The 14191-nt window shown below is 68.1% G+C and carries 16 protein-coding genes; 3 read left to right on the forward strand and 13 right to left on the reverse strand.

The features are described from left to right. Positions 1–158: 158 nt before the first annotated feature. The 5 genes from GC150_09385 to cpaB form a co-directional block, all read right to left on the reverse strand. Positions 159–1019 carry a 2-hydroxyhepta-2,4-diene-1,7-dioate isomerase gene (locus GC150_09385; GenBank protein ID MBI1385109.1) on the reverse strand — a complete coding sequence of 287 codons (861 nt, stop codon included), beginning with the start codon at positions 1017–1019 and terminating at the stop codon, positions 159–161. Between the two features lie 125 nt (positions 1020–1144). Next, positions 1145–1675 carry a hypothetical protein gene (locus GC150_09390; protein ID MBI1385110.1) on the reverse strand — a complete coding sequence of 177 codons (531 nt, stop codon included), beginning with the start codon at positions 1673–1675 and terminating at the stop codon, positions 1145–1147. A gap of 351 nt (positions 1676–2026) precedes the next feature. Continuing rightward, entirely contained in the window at positions 2027–2341 is a 315-nt protein-coding gene (locus GC150_09395) for a hypothetical protein (protein ID MBI1385111.1), read from the reverse strand. Further along, positions 2325–3896, reverse strand: coding sequence for a BON domain-containing protein (locus GC150_09400; GenBank protein MBI1385112.1), 1572 nt, complete (start codon positions 3894–3896; stop codon positions 2325–2327). The genes GC150_09395 and GC150_09400 overlap by 17 nt, the downstream gene beginning before the upstream one ends. A gap of 102 nt (positions 3897–3998) precedes the next feature. Further along, entirely contained in the window at positions 3999–4985 is a 987-nt protein-coding gene (gene cpaB, locus GC150_09405) for a Flp pilus assembly protein CpaB (GenBank protein MBI1385113.1), read from the reverse strand. Between the two features lie 264 nt (positions 4986–5249). Here cpaB and GC150_09410 point away from each other — a divergent pair, with 264 nt between their 5' ends. Next, entirely contained in the window at positions 5250–5753 is a 504-nt protein-coding gene (locus tag GC150_09410) for a tetratricopeptide repeat protein (GenBank protein ID MBI1385114.1), read from the forward strand. 46 nt (positions 5754–5799) lie between these two features. Here GC150_09410 and GC150_09415 read toward each other — a convergent pair whose 3' ends face one another. Beyond that, a complete protein-coding gene (locus GC150_09415; protein ID MBI1385115.1) occupies positions 5800–6561 on the reverse strand; it encodes a precorrin-6A synthase (deacetylating) in 762 nt (253 codons plus the stop codon). Between the two features lie 175 nt (positions 6562–6736). Between GC150_09415 and bluB the strand changes: the two genes are divergently transcribed. Next, positions 6737–7393 (forward strand): 5,6-dimethylbenzimidazole synthase, encoded by a 657-nt coding sequence (gene bluB, locus GC150_09420; protein MBI1385116.1) that lies wholly within the window; start codon positions 6737–6739, stop codon positions 7391–7393. 49 nt (positions 7394–7442) lie between these two features. Here the strand turns inward: bluB and cobA are convergent, their stop codons facing one another. From cobA to cbiE, 5 genes are read right to left on the reverse strand one after another with little or no spacing between them, the layout of a single operon-like run. Beyond that, entirely contained in the window at positions 7443–8207 is a 765-nt protein-coding gene (cobA, locus tag GC150_09425) for a uroporphyrinogen-III C-methyltransferase (GenBank protein MBI1385117.1), read from the reverse strand. Then, positions 8207–9532 (reverse strand): cobyrinate a,c-diamide synthase, encoded by a 1326-nt coding sequence (locus GC150_09430; GenBank protein ID MBI1385118.1) that lies wholly within the window; start codon positions 9530–9532, stop codon positions 8207–8209. The genes cobA and GC150_09430 overlap by 1 nt, the downstream gene beginning before the upstream one ends. A gap of 26 nt (positions 9533–9558) precedes the next feature. Next, positions 9559–10359 (reverse strand): precorrin-4 C(11)-methyltransferase, encoded by an 801-nt coding sequence (gene cobM / locus GC150_09435; GenBank protein ID MBI1385119.1) that lies wholly within the window; start codon positions 10357–10359, stop codon positions 9559–9561. Continuing rightward, positions 10356–10751, reverse strand: a complete 396-nt coding sequence (locus tag GC150_09440; GenBank protein ID MBI1385120.1) for a precorrin methylase — start codon at positions 10749–10751, stop codon at positions 10356–10358. Before GC150_09440 ends, cobM begins: the two co-directional genes overlap by 4 nt. After that, positions 10748–11938, reverse strand: coding sequence for a precorrin-6y C5,15-methyltransferase (decarboxylating) subunit CbiE (gene cbiE / locus GC150_09445; GenBank protein ID MBI1385121.1), 1191 nt, complete (start codon positions 11936–11938; stop codon positions 10748–10750). The genes GC150_09440 and cbiE overlap by 4 nt, the downstream gene beginning before the upstream one ends. On the opposite strand from cbiE, the gene GC150_09450 reads away from it, so the two are divergent. Next, entirely contained in the window at positions 11937–12698 is a 762-nt protein-coding gene (locus tag GC150_09450) for a cobalt-precorrin-6A reductase (GenBank protein MBI1385122.1), read from the forward strand. The two genes, cbiE and GC150_09450, sit on opposite strands and share 2 nt — an antisense overlap. Here the strand turns inward: GC150_09450 and cobJ are convergent. Both cobJ and GC150_09460 read right to left on the reverse strand, forming a co-directional pair. Beyond that, entirely contained in the window at positions 12662–13435 is a 774-nt protein-coding gene (cobJ, locus tag GC150_09455) for a precorrin-3B C(17)-methyltransferase (GenBank protein ID MBI1385123.1), read from the reverse strand. The two genes, GC150_09450 and cobJ, sit on opposite strands and share 37 nt — an antisense overlap. Next, positions 13432–14175 carry a precorrin-2 C(20)-methyltransferase gene (locus GC150_09460; protein MBI1385124.1) on the reverse strand — a complete coding sequence of 248 codons (744 nt, stop codon included), beginning with the start codon at positions 14173–14175 and terminating at the stop codon, positions 13432–13434. The genes cobJ and GC150_09460 overlap by 4 nt, the downstream gene beginning before the upstream one ends. Positions 14176–14191 lie beyond the last annotated feature (16 nt).

The raw sequence follows: 14191 nt of genomic DNA on the forward strand, positions 1-14191 counted from the left end.
GAGCCGAAGGCGGCGGCGCGGCCGCACTGATCGCAGGGGCACCGGTCCGTTACAGCTCCCCTGACCCAATCGATAGCACACCGCCAGTGCTTCGGGTCAAGGCGCGCCGGCAGCCGGCCCGGCGCGGCACCATCGGCGGGGTTCGTGAAATCAGGAATTCAGGCGCTGGCCCGCGCGCCATAGGCAACCACGTCCTGGCGCTGCTCGCCGAGCCCGTCGATACCGAGTGCCATGACGTCACCCGGCTTGAGATACTGCGGCGGTTTCATCCCGAGCCCGACGCCCGCGGGCGTCCCCGTCGCGATCACGTCGCCAGCCCTCAGGCGCATGAAGCGGCTCATGTACGAGATGATCTCGGCAACCGAGAAGATCATGTCAGACGTGTTGGAGCGCTGCCGCTCATCACCGTTCACGGTTAACCACATTCCCAGATTCTGCGGATCGGGAACCTCGTCGGCCGTCACCAGGAAGGGACCGATCGGGGCGAACGTCGGCGCCGACTTGCCCTTGACCCATTGGCCCGAGCGCTCGATCTGGAAGGCGCGCTCCGACACGTCGTTGAAGACGAGGTAACCCGACACCGCCTCGAGCGCGACGGCCTCCGATATATGCTCCACATCGCGCCCGATGACGACGCCGAGTTCGCACTCCCAGTCGGTTTTCTCGCTGTCCTTTGGGATCACGACGGGATCGTAGGGCCCGCTGATCGACGATGTCGCCTTGGAAAAGAGAATGGGCTCGACGGGGATTTTCAGCCCCGTCTCCATCGCGTGCTGGCGGTAATTGAGCCCGATGCAGTGCAGGTTGGGAGCATCGGCGAGGCAGGCCCCGATCCGCACGTTCCCCTCCACCTCGGGAAGCTGCTCCAGCGCCACCGCCTCCAGTGCCCCGAGTGACGAGAGCGAGACCGTGGCTCCGGCGAGATCGCCGATCGCGCCCGAAAGATCACGGATCACACCGTCGGGTCCGAGAATCCCGGGCCGCTCACGTCCGCACGCACCGTACCTCAACAGCTTCATGGCTCGCCTCCTCGTCCTGACGCGGATGCGGCCTGCCATCGCCATTTCCTGGCCGGGCCCCACCGCCGACCGTACTCGCCGCAGGCTCGGCGTGTGCCACGTGCCCCGCCCGCACGCAAGCCCCGTCAACCGGTCCAGGGTCGGGAAAGCAAGCGCGCGGAGCCCCCCGCTCCCCGGCGTCGCACTTCGACGAGGCCGCCGATGACGCGTGTCCGCTGCTCGGCGCGCAACCGTTCGACCTCGACCATCCGCGCGAGCCGCAGGTGCCGCAACAGAAGCCTCACGTTGCATCGCAACAGGTCGCCTCCGGCATCCTTGGGAAGGAAGCAAACCACCCCGTCGCTCGGCACGGCAACGAGTCCAGGATTCGTGGTCCTGCCAATGAGGAACAGGACGGCGGGACCGAAACCGGTCGGACGGGGATTCGTGAGCCTCGACTGGCGCCACGCGTCGCAATCATCGACACTTGCATCGATCACCGCGAGGTCATGGCGAAATCGCGTGCGCTCCTCGCAGAATTGCCTGAGGCCGCCGAACTCGTCGACCTCGTGGCCGTCCTCCCGCAGCAAGCTCGCCACTCTTGCCCGCTCACCGACATCGGCATCAGCCACCGCAATGACGGAGTGTCCGCCCGTATCGAGTTCATCCAACCGCATTCCACGCCCCCACAAACGCATGGGCACTCTATTCGCCGTGTGTTACGCGACAGGTAATGCAGATGAACGGAATTTTATCGTATTGAGACTGCTTTACCATCGAAGTTTGCGCAGTTCACGCCAACGGGTCCGACTGGCGTCGGAATTGCATGCCCGCATCGGGCGATGCCGACCTTTCAGGTGTGCCCCCGGTCCCTGGTGTCCGTAACCCACCGGGCGCGCAACCGTGGGGTCGCCGCGCTTTACGATCCCCGGGTGCGGCGTGGCACCGGGCGGGGCACCGCTGGTCCGGCCCCGCGTCGGAGGGTCATAAAATGCAAGAGCCACGGGAGCCCGCGCCGATCGCCCCCGTCAGCCGCCGGCTCCCCCGCCACCCGAAGGAATCGAATCCGTCGTTCCCTGCTGGTTGGGCTTGAACGTCTGGTTCGTGCGATAGCGATCGACCGCCCGGCGGGCCCGCTCGCCGTCCATGGGCGGATAATGCACGCGCGAAGCCGGCGGCCAGGGATCGATGGCATGGGTGTGGGCGTTGAGGTGCGGGGCATCTCCCGAATGGCGTGTCAGTCCGTCGCGCCGGTCGAGGTATTCCTGGCACCCCGCCAGCAGCGCGAGCAAGGCGAACCCCGTTGCGAGGCGACCCGCGCCCATGTCATTTCGCCGCTGCATAGGAGATCTCCTTGCCGAGCCTGATGATGTGACCGAAGGGCTGACCGGCCGTCGGCCGCCCCCCGCGGCTCGCGGTCTCGCGGGCCGCAAGCTCCTGGCGACCGCGCAGGAACAGATCGACGTCGTTGCCGGGCACCGTCTCGTCGAGAGGTGTCGCAAGGCGCTCGCCCGGTGCCTTCGCGCGGATCAGCCGCGGCGTGACGATGATGACGAGATCGGTCTCCTGCTTCTGGTATTCGGCGCTGCGAAAGAGGGCACCGAGCACCGGAACGTTGCCGAGCCAGGGGATCTGCTCCTGCGTCTTGCGGTGCGTGTGCTGCAGCAGGCCAGCGATCGCAAAGCTCTGCCCGTCGTTGAGTTCCACCGTGGTATCCGCGCGCCGGACGACGAGCCCCGGCACCGTCACGCCGGCCACCTGCACCGTGGTCGCCTGGTCGATCTCGCTCACCTCCGGAACGATCCGAAGATTGATGAGGCCGTTTCCGAGCACCGTCGGCGTGAACGCAAGGGAGACACCGAACTGTTTGAATTCGATCACGATCCGGTTGTCCTCCGCGCCGATCGGGATCGGGAACTCGCCGCCGGCCAGGAAGCTCGCCGTATCGCCCGAAAGCGCCGTGAGGTTCGGCTCCGCGAGGCGCCGGGCCAGGGATTTCTCCTCCAGCGCACGAATGATGAGATCGACGTCCGTGCCACTGTCGAGAAGGCGCGCGATCATCGTTCCGAAGGGTGCGGCACCCGAATTGAGGGCGCTGGTCACGATCGGGCCGGGATCGACGACGAAGGCCTGACCGCCCGTGTCGACATTGAAATTCTTGCCGCGCGTGCGCGTTCCGACACCGAGTTCGCGCGCTGCCGTCCGGGTCGCCTCCACGAAGCGCACCTCGAGCAGCACTTGCTGGCTCGCTGCCACCTTGAGCCCGTTCGTCACCTTCTTGGGGGCGAACTGCTCGGCGATGGCCATCGCCTTCTCGAGCTCGCTCGCATCGCGAACGGTTCCACTGAGCAGGATGCCCTCGTTGATCGCCGAGACCTCGATCTGCTCGGACGGAAGATTTTCCGCGAGCCGCTGGCGCAGCATCTCCATGTCCGCGTTGACGGCCACCTCGACGATCCGCAGCACCTGCTTGTCCGCATCGAGGATGACGAGGCGGGTCGAGCCGATCTCCTTGCCGACGACGTAGAGCGTCTGGTCCGTGATCGCAACGACATCGGCCACTTTGTCGCTGCCGACCATCACCGTCGCGAACGGCTTGTGCACCCGGATGATGACCGACTTGTGCAGCACGACCTCGGTCTGAGACACGGAGCCACCGTACTGCCCGACCGCATCCGTGCTCGCCGCGACGCTGACCGTCGCCCCGTTCGCGCGCGCATCGGCCAACGGGCCGACGAGGCCCGCGAGCAGCACGACAACGAGGCTGAGGATTGAAATCCCGGAGCCGGGCCGCCGCCGGCCCTCAATCGTCCGGTCATCCGGGGATGCCGCACGCGCTGGTGCGCAATGCCGCACCAGACCGAAAAGCTGCTCGTACACGACCACCACCTCCGACATCACGACCCGCACGCAACCGCCCCCCTTGCGGGGTCGAAATCGGTCCGTTGTGCGTTCGCTCGCCTGTCGGCAGGCGGCCGGAGCCGCTCACCTTCCGGTTTTTCAGGTCCCTCCCGCCCGCGTCAGACGCGCGCCTTCACTCGGAACCTCGTAGCTTTCGCGTGTGGTCACCCTGACGACGGACACCACCGGACCGACTGCTTTCGTTACAGGAGCCTGATTCGGGGTTGGATCGGCAACTGCGGCTGTCGGAATGAGCAGTCCACCCGCATCGACGTCCCCTCGGAAGTCGGCGGTTGTCACCCGTTCATGCACAGTGTTTTCCACATCCGCCGGATCGCGTATCACCAGGGAAAGAGTACCGATTTGGGCAGCCAGCGCCAGTTTCTGCGCCTGGCGCGTCGTCACCTCGAGGGTGATCGTGCGTGAAAGCGTCGGCGTGCTGGAGCCCTGATCGACCACTTGATCCGCGGCGAGCACGCGGATGCCTTCGAGCAGCACGTCCGTCATCTCGGTCTTGGACTTGCCACCCTCATCGGTGACATTCTTCTCCACGTGTGTGACGAGGACGTCGACCGTATCGCCGGGCCTGACGAATCCGCCGACATTGCCGGACTCGTCCACCCGGATGGTCGCGGCCTTCATATTGTCGCGCAGCATCGCCGCCATGCCGGCGCGCCGGCCGGGTCCGGTCACCTTGTAGCCGAGCACTGCCTCACCCGGCACGATCCGGGTCAGTGCCACACGCTCGCGATGCTCGGAGAAGAATTGCGAGATGTTGCCGTAAGCGCCCTCGGGAACGGAATGAGAAGGCCAATCAACGACTTGAAGGACAGCCGTGTTGATGCGATCGCCATAGTTGAGTTCGGAACGCGCGACCAGCACGCGTGTGGTCTGGATGGAGGGGGCGGCGGCCGGGGCAGGCGCTTCGACGATCCTCTGGACGACCTGCTTCTTGGTCATCAGGTCCTGGGCCATGAGCGCTGCCGCGATCGCCGAGACCAGCGAGATCGTCATCGCGATCGCCTTCTCCTTGAAGAAGGAGGGTCGGCGGGTCACTGTCTTCAACGGGTAATTGTCGCGTTTCATCCGTCTGCCCGAATTTTCAGAGCGCTGTTGACGAATTGTTTGTAGCGCGCAAGCCTTTCCGGAGGCATCAACATGCACACACGGTTTTTATCCATAGTTGTCTAAAATCCCACGCATTGCGCCCCCCGGACCGACTGCCGGCTTGCAGCTCCAACGAATCGTCGTTCTATGTGCAAGACGAGCCGATCGCCGACTTGGCGGCACAAACCGTGCGCCAATCGGAGCCGACGGCGATCGACGGACGATTTCGAGGGGGATGGAGTGATGCGCGCTCGAGGCTTTGCCGCTGGAACGCTCGTGGTGCTGCTGGCGCTGGCGGGCTGCGCCGGTCACACGGACGGTGAGACGCTTTCACTTGTAGCCTCCGACGTCGTTCCCGAGGCTGCTTTGGCAGAGGCGCAGATGCAGTTCGAGGAGGGCAATTATGGCCTCGCTGCGACCAGCTTCAAGCGCGCCGTGGAGAATACGCCCAAGGACCCCGAGGCCTGGCTCGGGCTTGCCGCCTCTTACGACCAGATCCGCCGCTTCGATCTCGCCGACCGGGCGTATTCCGAACTCGGCAAGCTCGTCGGCAGCAACTCGGTCATGCTCAACAACATCGGCTATTCCTATCTCCTGCGCGGCGATCTCGAGAAGTCGCGCATGACTCTCGAGGCGGCCTGGCGCAGCGACCCCTCGAATCCGACGATCCTCAACAACATCACGCTGCTCAACACGCAGCTCGAGGCGGTCAACTCGGCTCCCCTCGTGGTCGCGAGCAACGGCTGAACAGCTGTCACCCGGAACGCTGATCGAGGGACGGCCGGTCGGAGGCTCAGCCCGCTCCGCGCCGCAGCAGATAACAGTCCATGATCCAGCCGTGGCGCTCCCTCGCCGCCGCCCGCGCCGCCACGATTCTCGGACCCACTGCCTCCAGCGGCCCGGATTCGACGATCTGCTCCGGCATCCCGAGAAAAGCTCCCCACCAGATCGTGATGTCTGCTGGAGCGAGCGTCGTGAACGAGCATTCCCCGTCGAGCATCACGACGACGGTGTCGGCGGCCGCCGGCCAGCCCTCCTCCCGCAACCGGCGACCTGTCGTCACCACGAACGGACGCCCGATCGCATTGAGCGCGATGGCGTGCGCGGCTGTCAGCACCTGGAGGCTCATGATCCCAGGAACCACACGCACGGCGAGTTCCAACCCCGACGACGCGAGCCGCTCGGCGATCCTGAGCGAGCTATCGTAGAGCGCGGGATCGCCCCAGATGAGAAGCGCGACACGGCCGGACGTGCCGACACCATCGACGATGGTCCGTCGCCACACATCGGCGATCGCATCGTGCCAGTCGTCGACGCCGGCCCTGTAGGAGGGGTTGGTCACGTCCCTGCGGGGCAGATCGAATTCGACGACGCGGCAGGAGGGGCTGGAGATGACCTCGGCGCAGATCGAACGCCGCAGTTCAGCGAGATCGGCCTTCTCGTCGCCCTTGCGCGGAATCATCACCAGGTCTGCGGAATTGAGCGCCCGTATCGCCTCGAGCGTCAGATGCTCGGGATTGCCCGTTCCGATACCGATCAACAACAGCTCGATCATCCAGCACACCCCGTGCGCAAGCGCGCGTTCCAACACAGGTTTTTGATTGAATTCGTCTTTTTTGAAGCGACTGTCATCCGGCCCGTCGGGCCTCCGCTGGGCCTGTGATCGTAGCCGAGCCCCGAGGTCGGTCAAGGCACGTCGATGCCGGACCGCTTGACGATCACCCGATGCGATGCACAGTCGAAGTCGACAAGGAGGTCTCTCCGTGCGGTTCACTCCCGATGCGGCCGACGTGCTGATCGATATTCTGAGATGGCGGCGCGATGTGCGCCACTTCCGCCGCGACCCTGTGCCGGAGGAGACGATCGCGCGCCTCGCGGCCGTAATGGAGCTTTCTCCGTCCGTCGGCAATTCGCGCCCGTGGCGGGTTCTGCGGGTATGCGATCCGGCCCTGCGAGAGGCGGTCGCGGCCAATTTCGAACGGGCCAATTGCGCCGCCGCCTGCGCCTACGACGACGAGGCCCGCAACGAGTACATGCGCCTGAAGCTCGCCGGCCTGCGCGAGGCGCCCGAGCATCTCGCGGTGTTCACCGAAATCGACCCCGCCGAGGGGCGTGGGCTCGGGCGCCGCACCATGCCTGAAACGCTCGCTTTTTCGACCGCCATGGCGATCAACACGCTCTGGCTCGCCGCCCGGGCCGAGAACCTCGGGCTCGGCTGGGTCTCCATCCTGGAGCCGCGCGAGGTCGAACAACTGCTCGACGTGCCACCCTCCTGGCGCCTCACGGCTTACCTCTGCCTCGGCCAGCCGGCATTCGAGGACGACACACCATTGCTGCACCGGGTCGGCTGGCAGGAAAACGTGGCACAGGGCTGGCAGGTCCGCTGAAGGCGCAAGAAAACAGGCGCTCCCAATTGCAAGGTGCGATGCCGTGCGGTCAGTCCTGCTCGGCGAGCGGCCCATAGAGCACGAGCACCGGCGAACGTGCATTGACCGGACCGTCGCCCGCGGCAAGCAGCGTAGCGAGTTCGCCGACCGTCCCCCGCCAGAATTCCTGTTCCGGCGTGCTGACCGCGGCGGCAACCAGCGCCGGCATTCCGGCGGGAAGTCCCTCAGCCATCAGTCGACCGGCGAGTTCCGCGAACGTGCGGCGTCCCATGAAGACCACGGTCGTCGCCGTCGGATCGGCGAGTGCAGCGATGTTGAGATCGTCGGGCAGCGCTCCCGATACGTCGTGCCCCGTGACGAACTGCACGCGTCGCGCGGTCAGGCGCCGGGTGAGCGGGATGCCCGCCGCCGCCGCCGCCGCCATCGCCGAAGTCACGCCTGGGATGATCTCGTAGGCGATCCCCGCGCCCCGCAGCGCCACCAATTCCTCCTCGAGCCGGCCGAATAGCCCGGCGTCACCTGATTTGAGCCGCACGACGCGGGCGCCCGTGCGGGCATAATCGACCAGCAGACGGCTGACATGATCCTGCCGAGGTGAGGGCCGGCCGGCTCGCTTGCCGACCGCGACGAGATCCGCCCCCGGCCGCGCATGCGCGAGGATCGGCCCCGAGGAGAGGTCGTCGAACAGCACGGCATCGGCCCGTCCGAGACGGTCGACCGCCTTCACCGTCAGCAGCTCCGGATCGCCCGGCCCGGACGAAACGAAGCTGACCAGCACCTCGCCCGGCGCGCGGTTCTCGCTCGTCACGCTCATCATGCGGCCTCCGCTTCGGCGATCAGATGAAAATAGGTCCCGCTGACGCGCCCCCGCCACGAGCCTCCTTCGGCGACCGGGCTTGTGGTGGCATCGACGACCTTGGCGAGTGCCGCGTCCGGCTGCGCGATGATCGTGGAATAGTGGAACTCGTGACCGCGCAATCGTGTTCCCGCCCCGCAACCCGGCATCCCTGCGACGAGTTCCGCGACCCGATACCCGAGGTGCATGCGCCGCTTGGCGAACGACGTCTCGAGCCCGAGAAGCCCGACCATCTCGTGGCGTGCGCCTTTGGCATCGACGAGTCCGGCACCGAGCACCATGTACCCCCCGCATTCCCCATGCACCGGTCGGCGTTCGGCGAACCGCTTCAATCCCTCGCGAAAGTGCCCTGCCGCCGCGAGCCGTCCCGCATGCAGTTCCGGATATCCTCCCGGCAACCAGACGACGTCCGCGCTCGCATCCGGCGCCTCGTCGGCGAGGGGTGAGAATGGCAGGAGCGTTGCCCCTGCCGCCCGCCAATGCGCCAGCAGATGCGGATAGACGAACGAGAACGCCGCGTCGCGGGCAAGGGCGATGCGCCCTCCGGGCGGTGGGGGCAGATTTCCCGACGCCTCGCCCGGTTGCCCCGGCTTTCGCGTCGGCCTCGCTCCAGCCCGTACCGCTTCGAGATCGACATGCTCGCCGACGAGCGTCGCGAGCGCCGCCATCCGCTCCTCGAGATCGCCCTGCTCCTCGGCTTGTACGAGGCCGAGGTGACGTTCGGGCAGCGCGATCGCCTCACGCCGGGGCAGCGCCCCGAGCACATTGATCCCCGCGCGTTCCATGCCGTCGCGCACCAGTGCTTCGTGGCGCGCGCTCGAAACCTGGTTGAGCACCACGCCTGCGAGCGAAACGCCCGGACGGAAATTGGCAAACCCCGTGGCCATCGCCGCCGCCGATTGCGCCTGCCCGGACACGTCCATCACCAAGACGACCGGCCAGCCCGTCATCGCCGCGAGGTCGGCACTCGCCCCGATGCCGCTGGCCCCCGGCCGTGCGACGCCGTCGAAGAGCCCCATCGAGCCTTCCGCCACGATGATGTCGGCGCCCGCGGCTTCGCCGAGGATGCCACCAATTGTCTCCTCGCGCATCGACCAACTGTCGAGATTGAAGGAGGCGCGACCGGCGGCCGCGGCGTGAAAAGCCGGATCGATGTAATCCGGACCGCTCTTGAAGGGCTGCACGACGAGACCGGCCATCCGCAAGGCCCGCATCAGCCCGAGGCTGAGCGTCGTCTTGCCGGCACCAGAGCGCGGGGCCGAGACGATGAGCCCGGGCGGCAGTCCGATCGGCGCTCGGAGCCCTTCGATCACGGCCTCCCTCCCCCGCCGTCCCTCTCCCCGCCCGACGCCTCTGCGCGCTGCGGCCTGAAGCGGCGGTCGTAGTCCGTCGAATAGAGTGCGCTCTCGTCGAATCCTTCGGCGGCAAGAGCCCGCCCGACGATGATGAGCGCCGTGCGCTCCATCTCCGCGCCGATGGAGGTCTCGAGCGTGGCGAGTGTCGCGCGCACGATCCGCTGGTCGGGCCAGCTCGCGCGCCAGACCACCGCCACGGGACAACCGGGACCATAATGCGGTATCAGCTCGGCCACCACCTCGGCGAGCACGTGGACGGAGAGATGAATGGCGAGTGTCGCGCGCGTCGCGGCGAAAGCCGCGAGCCGCTCGCTCTCGGGCATCGCCGAAGCCCGCCCGGACGTTCGCGTCAGCACCACCGATTGCACCAGCCCTGGCAGCGTCAGCTCGGCCCCGAGCGCCGCCGCAGCAGCCGCGAACGAAGGCACACCCGGCGTCACGGTGTAGGGAATGGAAAGCTCGCGCAGCCGGCGCAGTTGCTCGCCCATCGCCGACCACACCGAGAGATCTCCCGAATGCAATCGTGCGACGTCGAGACCAGCCGCATGCGCCCGCGAGATCTCCTCCATGATCGCATCGAGATCGAGCGGTGCGGTGTTGACGATCCGCGCCCCGGGTGGACAATGCGAGAGCACCGCCTCGGGGATCAGTGAGCCCGCATAGAGACAGACGGGCGAGGCCGCGATGAGATCGCGCCCGCGCAGCGTCAGCAGGTCCGGCGCCCCCGGCCCGGCACCGATGAAATGCACCGTCATACGTTCGTCTCCCTCGTCGCGGCGAGCGCCGCCGTCGCCGTCCGGCAGGCGGAAATGGCGCGCGGCGCCAGTAATCTTGCCCCCGGCCCGGCGGCGGCGAGTGCCGAGGCCTCGGCGACGCTTCCCGTGCCGGCCACCGCGAGGCTCCGCGCCGAGCGTGTCGCCGTCGCGACGGAGGCGAGCCGCTGCGAATCGACCGCGACGATGACCACCCCGAGCCGCCGCGCGACCTCGGCCACCACCGGCGCCGACGCCTTGGAAAACGGCGTGGCAAGCATCCCGACCGCCTCCCCGGCGTCCGTGAACCCCGCCGCCCGCCGCGCGGCCGCGATCGCCCCCAGAATCGCCTCCACACTCGCCTCGGAGCGAAAACCGATCCCCGCCACGATCATCTGACGACGCTCCATTGCACGACCGGCAGCGCCGCGCGCCACCCCCGTCGGCTGCCGAGGCCACCCGCCTCCGCCAGTTCGATGCGCAGCATGCTCCCCCCGTGGCGCTCCGACCAGTGCGCCAGCAGCGCCTCGGTCTCGAGCGTCACCGCATTGGCGACGATGCGCGTGCCCGGCCGACAGTGCGACCAGACCGCGGCGAGCAGTACCTCGCTCGCTCCCCCGCCGACGAAAACGGCATCGGCCGCCGGCAGGTCGCCGAGGCAGGCCGGCGCGCTCGCCTCGATCACGGTCAGTCTCTGGCCGAGACCGAAGGCCGCGCCGTTGCGGCGCACGCGTTCGGCCCGCTCGCTCTTCGGCTCGATCGCATAGGCCCGGCTCGCTTCCGCCGCCAGCAGGAATTCGACCGATATCGATCCCGAGCCGGCGCCGATGTCCCAAAGCACCTCACCCGGCCTCGGGGCCAGCGCCGAGAGCGTCAAGGCACGTACGGGCCGCTTGGTGATTTGCCCGTCGTGTTCGAAGTGGTCGTCCGCGAGGCCGCTGGCGGTCGTCATCCCGGGCGCCCCGGCAGGCTCGATCGCCACCGCCACAGGATGCGTCACATCGTCGAAGGCATAGGCATCGGCCTGCGCCTCGCGCACCCGCTCACGCGATCCGCCGAGTGCCTCGAGCACGGTGAGCCGTGTGGCCCCGAAGCCGGCAGCCGTCAGCCACCCCGCCAATTCCCCGACGGCCGCGCCGTCACGCACGGTCGCGATCATCCGCGCTCCCGGATGGAGCCGCGTGAGGAGCCGTTCGAACGGCGCCGCGTGGAGGCCGACGCAATGCGTCTCCTCGATCCGCCAGCCGAGCCGCGACGCCGCCAGCGCGAACGTCGATGGTGCTGGAAAGGCGCGCCACTCGGACGGCGAAAGCACACGTGCGATCGAGCCCCCGGCCCCGAGCCAGAACGGATCGCCCGAAGCAAGGACCGCCACCCGGCGCCCGCGGACCGCCATCAGCGGCGCCAGGGAGAACGGCACCGGCCACTCGCGCGCTCGTTTTCCGGCCGTCCCTGCCAATTCGTGGTGCCGAGGGGCCCCGAACACGATTTCCGCCTCTGCGAGTGCCGCCCGGCTTGCCTCTCCGAGCCCGGACAGGCCATCCTCCCCGATACCGATGATCGCGAGCCAAGGGTCAGCCATGACACGTGTTCTCATACTCGGCGGCACCACCGAGGCGGGCCTGCTCGCGCGCGCAGTCGCCGAAGCTGGCATTCCAGCGATCTACTCCTATGCCGGCCGGACGGCCAGCCCCGTTCGCCAGCCGCTGGCGACGCGCGTCGGCGGCTTCGGCGGCCCACAGGGCCTTGCCGATTTCCTCCGCGCCGAGGCGATCACCGCCGTCGTCGACGCCACCCATCCCTTCGCCGCCCGCATGAGCGCCAACGCCGTCGCCGCATGCGCCGCGACCGGTGTTCCGCTCGCCGCCTTCGAGCGCGAGCCCTGGCGCCCCCGCCCCGGCGACGATTGGCGCCGGGTTCCCGACATCGATGCCGCCGTCGCCGCGCTCGCCGGTGAGCCGGCCCGTGTCTTCCTCGCCCTCGGCCGCCTCCACCTTGCAGCATTCGCGGCGGCGCCGCAGCACGATTACCTCCTCCGCCTCGTCGACGCCCCGACCACCCCACTGCCCCTGCCGAACGCGAGGGCCGTGATCGCGCGCGGTCCTTTCACCATCGAGGATGATATCTCGCTCTTGCGCAGCCACGCCATCGAACTCGTCGTTGCAAAGAACGCCGGCGGCGTCGGGGCGAGCGCGAAGCTCGATGCCGCCCGCCACCTTTCGCTCCCCGTGATCCTCATCGACCGCCCGTACGTGCCGGAGCGCCTCGTCCTGCGCTCCCTCGCCGAGGTCATGGCCTGGCTCGGTCACGATGTCCCCCCGGAGACCTTGCGCGGCGTATAGACCCAGCGGGTGCCGTCGATCGCGCGCGTCGCGGAATTGCCGACGATGACCACCGTGCGCATGTCCGCCATCTCCGGCGTCGCCTCCGCGAGGCGCACGGTCACGATCCGCTCGTCCGGCGTCGTCACGGCCCGCGCGAACGAGATCAGCCGCTCGCCGCCACACACCTCGCGCAGCACCTCGAGGGCCCGCGCGAACTGGTGCGGCCGGCTTGCCGAACGCGGGTTGTAAAACGCCATCGCGAGGTCCGCCTCGCCGGCGAGGCGGAGCCGGCGCTCGACGACATCCCAGGGTTTGAGGTTGTCCGAGAGGTTGATGGCGCAGAAATCGTGCCCGAGCGGCGCTCCGATCCGCGCCGCGGCAGCCAGCATCGCCGTAATGCCCGGCAGGATCCGGATGTCGAGCGCGCGCCAGCTCCGCGGCCCGCCCTCGAGGGCTTCGAAGAGCGCGGAAGCCATGGCGAACACGCCCGGATCGCCCGAGGAGACGACCACGACGCGCCCGCCCGCCGCCGCCAGTTCGAGCGCGTGGTTCGCCCGTTCGACCTCGACCCGGTTGTCGGACGCGTGCAGTTTCAGTCCCTCGCGTGGTGCGACGCGCGCGACATAGGGAATGTATCCGACGACATCGCTCGCCCCGGCGAGCGCGGCCGCAACCTCTGGCGTGACGAGCGAGTCGGCTCCGGGCCCGAGACCCGCCACCGCGAGCCAGCCCGCACCAGAATTCCTGTCCGTCATGGGCGCCGCCCTTGGCCGTGCACCAGCACGATGGCGAAATAGGGCCGCGCCTCGGGGTCCGCCTCGGCGAGGCACTCGACTTTCTCTCCGGGCATCGTACCGCGCTCGACCAGCCAGGCGGCCTCGAGCCGGCCGGCCGCCTCGAGCGCCCGGCGGATCTTCGGGATGTTGCGTCCGGTTTTCATAATGACGAGCGCATCGCTTCCGGCCGCCCGCCGCGCCAGTTCGTCTTCCGAAAGAGTCCCGGTCAGAACCGTCAACACATCGTCGCCCCAGGTGATCGGAATGCCCGTCGCCGTCCAGCAGCCGCTCATGCCGGTTATTCCCGGCACCACCTCGACCGGCACGCGACCCTTGAGTCGCGCGTGCAGGTGCATGAAGGAGCCGTAAAAGAACGGGTCCCCCTCGCACAACACCACGACGCGCTCGTGCTGAGCGAGTTCGGCGAGCCGTTCCGTCCAGTCGGCATAAAAGCCCGCGAGCGCGCTCGTATAGGCAGGATCGCCGAACGGAATTTCCGTCGTCACCGGATACTCCATCGCGTGCTCGGTGACGCCCTCGGCCAGCATCCCTTGGACGATCTGTCTCGCTTGGCCCGCCCGGCCCGCCTTGCGGAAATAGGCAACGTGGCGCGCACCGCGGATGATCCGGTCGGCGCGAACACTCATCAACTCGGGGTCACCCGGGCCGAGCCCGACACAGACGACCCCGCGTCCGTCATTCCGCCCGCCGTCGGTCATCACCACCCGCCCTCCC

It is taken from the genome of Hyphomicrobiales bacterium, from assembly GCA_016125495.1.
Lineage (GTDB): Bacteria > Pseudomonadota > Alphaproteobacteria > Rhizobiales > RI-29 > RI-29.